Annotated in this window: 4 protein-coding genes and 1 pseudogene; 1 reads left to right on the plus strand and 4 read right to left on the minus strand. The window is 34.7% G+C overall.

The window, feature by feature from the left end:
• Positions 1-36 precede the first annotated feature (36 nt).
• A complete protein-coding gene (locus P9B04_RS16900) occupies positions 37-807 on the plus strand; it encodes a hypothetical protein (protein WP_342056149.1) in 771 nt (256 codons plus the stop codon).
• A gap of 485 nt (positions 808-1,292) precedes the next feature.
• Here P9B04_RS16900 and P9B04_RS16905 read toward each other — a convergent pair.
• The 4 genes and pseudogenes from P9B04_RS16905 to P9B04_RS16920 form a co-directional block, all read right to left on the minus strand.
• Positions 1,293-1,502: pseudogene (locus tag P9B04_RS16905) on the minus strand (ISAzo13-like element ISMae28 family transposase); the annotation flags it as partial.
• A gap of 71 nt (positions 1,503-1,573) precedes the next feature.
• Positions 1,574-1,774, minus strand: a complete 201-nt coding sequence (locus tag P9B04_RS16910) for a hypothetical protein (protein ID WP_342056150.1) — start codon at positions 1,772-1,774, stop codon at positions 1,574-1,576.
• A 116-nt stretch (positions 1,775-1,890) separates the two neighbouring features.
• The gene (locus P9B04_RS16915) at positions 1,891-2,691 is read right to left on the minus strand and encodes a lipase family protein (protein ID WP_342056151.1); all 801 of its coding nucleotides are present in this window, start codon (positions 2,689-2,691) and stop codon (positions 1,891-1,893) included.
• A gap of 155 nt (positions 2,692-2,846) precedes the next feature.
• Complete coding sequence (locus tag P9B04_RS16920) at positions 2,847-3,407, minus strand: glycoside hydrolase family 19 protein (RefSeq protein WP_342056152.1); 561 nt, start codon at positions 3,405-3,407, stop codon at positions 2,847-2,849.
• Positions 3,408-3,694: the final 287 nt, after the last annotated feature.

A 3,694-nucleotide genomic window follows, 5' to 3' on the forward strand; every position in this document is an offset into this window, starting at 1 on the left:
TGGCCTAAGTTTTCGCAGCGAGTGACCCCTGGCTTTTTGAGAAGATACGATAAAACTGTGAAAACAAATACATTAACTCCAAAACCAATCAATGAGCCCCAAGAAAAACAGGAAGATTCCCTTTTTGAGCTAACTTTCAAGGCTCAAGTAATGGGTGAAGAAGGACATATAGGCCAATTGAGGCGTATAATAGTCAAGCCAAAAACCATGGTTGTCAGTTACATAGTTGTTGAACTCTCAGGGTTATTTGGATTTGAGAAATATTTAGTCCCAATCGATTATATTAGCTCAACAACACCCCAATTCATCAATATTAATTGTACTCAAAAAGATTTGATGGGAATGAAACCCTATTGCGAGACTTACTCTATTAAAAATGAATATTGGGAACAAGAAATGGTTTATGGGCCCTGGAACAATATTAACTATGCGAGTGATGTCTTAATGTCATGGTCATATCCATTCCCAGAACAAGTGATGCCTTATATGATAGTGGAAAAAGAAAATCTGCTCCCTGGAGAATTAGCAATAAGTGATGATGTTCGAGTACAAGCATTAGACGGTTTGCTAGGAAAATTTGATGGGTTTTTAGTCTCTCAACATACTCAAATAATTAAGGGTTTATTGGTGCATAGTGGGAATTTCCTCAACCAAAAAGAAAGGCTATGTCCGGCTAAGGTTATTAAGAAGATTGAAGACAAAAAAGTTTCCTTAAAATCTGACAAAAAAGCTCTGAATTCTCTTCCTTCTATTTCCAGAAGGCGTTTCTTTAATCAAACTCATCATGATATTTTGGCTCTAGTCTAAATGATGTTTTGCCTCATCGGCTTGAGATAGTAATTATCAAACAGTATCTGAATCAAACCTTATCTTAGGAGAGTCATTTTTGTCTTACCTAATTAGGATTAACTGAATAAGGACTATAAAATCCACTATCTCAAGGTTACAGACGAATCTAGCTAGGCTGATGCAAATTAGGCTACAAGCTTTAAGTTTTTTCATGCAGTTTTCATGTCGTCAAGAGAGCCAGCAAACACGGCTTTTCGTTTGGAAAGCATGGACTGTCCAAAAATTTCATCTAGGTACTTCCAGAGAATAAATTATTCCAAATGAAAAGAAAAAAGAGCTTTAGCAAAAAAGGACTAATTTTAAAAAAACAAGGGCTAAAGAGAATTAATTAAATTCAGCTAAACAGTAAAATAAACATAGCAAACTCATCTATTCTCATTTTTTTTTAGTCAAATAGATTTAAAGTTAATTGACTTTTTAAAATTACCGCTCTGAATTAAAACTTAGACAGGATGATAATAAATATCAATGAACCATCGGCCTAAATCTGGGAAATTTTCATTTGTGGAGTTGCTTAAGCCTTGAATTTGTTTCTCAATTTCTGACATCGCTTTTTCATAAGTTTCCGTAATTAATTTGACCACAGGATGTTTTCCTTTCCATGTCATTGTTTCAGCGAACTTCAAAGCCGTATCTATTTCATCTAAAATACTAAGCTGTTAAGCATTTAAACCGCGCATTTTGAAAGCTAAACCCCTTGACTGGCCTAGATCGCTCTGGAAATTTAAATGCTTAACAGCTTAAGATCATTTAGCAAATACGTGATGTTGATTTTTTTTTGCCTATCTAAAAATCTAATGCGCTCAATTGTTTCGACAAGATACATAACTTCTTCTTCTACCTCTGGAGAAGCATCTCGACAGATATTAATTAAGATTTGTTGGATATCATCATAGATGATCTCGTCGTTAGTTTCTTTCGTCATTTTTCTAGTTCCCAATTCCTATTCCTGAATTCTTAAAATTTTACTAATATCAAATCCCCTTTAAACACCCATTTTTAAAATAGAGTTATTGATAATAAAAATTAACATTAGATGTCCTATTTTTCGAGAATACTTTTTAGTTGAAAATCAGAATTTTCCATATTACTTAAGAGGTTCAAAAGATAATTACTCATATAATGATCTTCAATATTACTTGGAAAAGAGCTTACATCATCAAGGGAGATCGCTTGCCACAAATGCGACCAGAAACTATCCGTTGCCCGAAAGGCTTGATGGTGTAGATGATAGTCGTAATAACCAGAATGTAGAATGATTTCTGAGGCAAAGTGTTCGTATTTCCCTTTGGTTAAATTCAATAAAGTATTAGGGGGTAAAGAGGGGACAATATCTTTTTCATCGATAATTCTAAGTAATGGTAAATCTTCACATCTTTTTGCCCCTTTTGCATCAGTTACTTTAGGTTGTCCAAAGGTTACACATTGATCAATAGAATAGCCATCATGATATAGTAAAATCATGAGAATAGCGGCAACTGCTCCCCCTAAACTATGTCCTGTAATATGAGTTGCATAAGAAGGGCTAAGGTTTTGGTTGCTTATAATATCCTCATAAATACCAATTGTTCCTTTATAAAATCCTGAATGAAAGTTCATAATTAAAGGATCTTTATTCGGTTCTCGTGTATCAAATCGATGTTCAATGTAATCAAAGTCAAGTATCCAGTTTTCTAGGTTATCTGTGCCACGAATAGCAATCCATTGACATTGATTATTCTCATCAACTTTAATGATGGTATTAATTTGAGATTTAGGGAAATTTTTAATCTGTAAATTAACTGTTAGATTAGGAGATAACCAATCAATACTTTGGCTCAAATATAATCCTAAATCGCTCATTAAGTAGGAGAGTTGCGAACGTTTTGCATATTGCAAGATTTTTTGAAAATTTGGTTTTTCACGATTAATTATTACTTAATTTGTTGGTAAAGATTAAATAAAATCTACGTAGCATGATAATAATTAGAGTTTCTAAAATATTTGCTAATCAGAACCTAAAACAAGGTTGTCTTTTGCCATTCTCTTGCATAACTAGCAATTAATTCTGCCCGATCCAACCCATTAATAATGCGTCTAGCATCCACAAATCCAACTCTATTTCCTTCAATGTAATCACTGAGTTTTTTACCTGTAAAAACCCCATTTTTCATGCCATTAACAATTATAAAAAGGGAAACATCCGGCTGCATTACTTCATCAGGATGAGTCACTAAATCAAGATGAAGCATCTTGCCATATTTTTCATAGTTATATTTCCAGGTGAGTTGCACATATCCCCGTCCGTAATAAGGTGCATAGCGACGATGAGAACCACCATATTCTGCAATGGGACGAAATGTATCAGCCGTCTCATGTTGAATGGTTGCCATGATATAACAAATCTGATTTCTGTCGCTAATTCCTTGGTTATGAGATTCTTTAGCAACGGCTTGAGCTACTTGCACTTTATTGCCGCCATGCCACCATAAAGGAACTCCGTAGGCACCTGGTTCATTAACGGATTTTGCCTTTAATAAAGCTTCTGCAAAAGACGCACCAAATAAACCCGTTTCCATACAATTAAGGTGAACAGACTGACAAAATTCTTCAATTCCTTGTTCAGTTCTCGGTCCCCAAAGTCCATCAGGATCACTAGGAGTATAACTATAGAGATTTAAACTATGTAAGCGGGTCTGAATCTCTTTGACCAGTTCAATTTCTTTTTTTAGTTCCGCTAATTTAATGACTTGATGCTGGTTAACTATGTCTGCAAGGGTTGGCGATGTTTTGCCTTGTCCTTGTGAGGATGACTCACATCTTGCACCAAGAAAAGTTGATATGAGGAACGATGGCTAAAACTCTT

This window comes from Crocosphaera sp. Alani8 (genome assembly GCF_038442745.1).
In the GTDB taxonomy this organism is placed as follows: Bacteria; Cyanobacteriota; Cyanobacteriia; order Cyanobacteriales; family Microcystaceae; genus Crocosphaera.

What these genes read in the sequence shown, in the direction of transcription:
- P9B04_RS16910 (WP_342056150.1), bottom strand. Translation starts at nt 1,774, where the DNA reads ATGACGAAAGAAACTAACGACGAGATCATCTATGATGATATCCAACAA.
- P9B04_RS16915 (WP_342056151.1), bottom strand. Translation starts at nt 2,691, where the DNA reads ATGAGCGATTTAGGATTATATTTGAGCCAAAGTATTGATTGGTTATCT.
- P9B04_RS16920 (WP_342056152.1), bottom strand. Translation starts at nt 3,407, where the DNA reads ATGGAAACGGGTTTATTTGGTGCGTCTTTTGCAGAAGCTTTATTAAAG.